Genomic DNA, 536 nt, shown 5'->3' with positions numbered 1-536 from the left:
CGACGAACGCGGCGCCCTGACCGTCGTCGAGGACCAGTCCGCCGTTGGCGACCAGCCCGCCGCGCGGATCCGAGGGGTTGTTGCTCTGCCCGGTCACCTGGCTGAACCGGCCCCCGGGGAACGTCTTCTGCAGGGCCGCGGTCATCTGGTCGCCACTGATCGCGGACCGGGGCATCGCCAGGGCCACCATCTCCATGTCGGAGCCACCAAGGTGGGTCCCGACGGACGTGCCGGGGATCGCCAGGGCGGCCGCCGCGACCGCGGCGCAGGTGCCGACCCCGGCGATGACGCCGGCGCTGCGCCGACGCCGACGGCTCCGTCCGCGCTGGACGGCTCCGCCCAGGAGCGCGGTGAGGTCGGGTTCGAGGGAGTCGGTCGTGCGGTTCACGGCATGGGCGAAATCTGCTTCGAACGGCATGCTGGTGTCACCTTTTCGGTTTTTCGGTCGCTGATGAGGACGTGTGAGCGGTTTGACCTGCGGGCACGGATGCTCAGTGCGGAACCAGGTCGGACAGGCTGTCACCGAGCAGAGCGCG

At 70.7% G+C, this 536-nt stretch carries 1 pseudogene; it reads right to left on the bottom strand.

The annotated features are described in order from the left end of the window. Positions 1–418, bottom strand: a pseudogene (locus ABD323_RS45005) (hypothetical protein); the annotation flags it as partial. Positions 419–536: the final 118 nt, after the last annotated feature.

Origin of the sequence: Kitasatospora nipponensis, assembly GCF_039528135.1 — a bacterium.
Lineage (GTDB): Bacteria > Actinomycetota > Actinomycetes > Streptomycetales > Streptomycetaceae > Kitasatospora > Kitasatospora nipponensis.
This window is presented reverse-complemented; position numbering and strand designations above follow the sequence as displayed.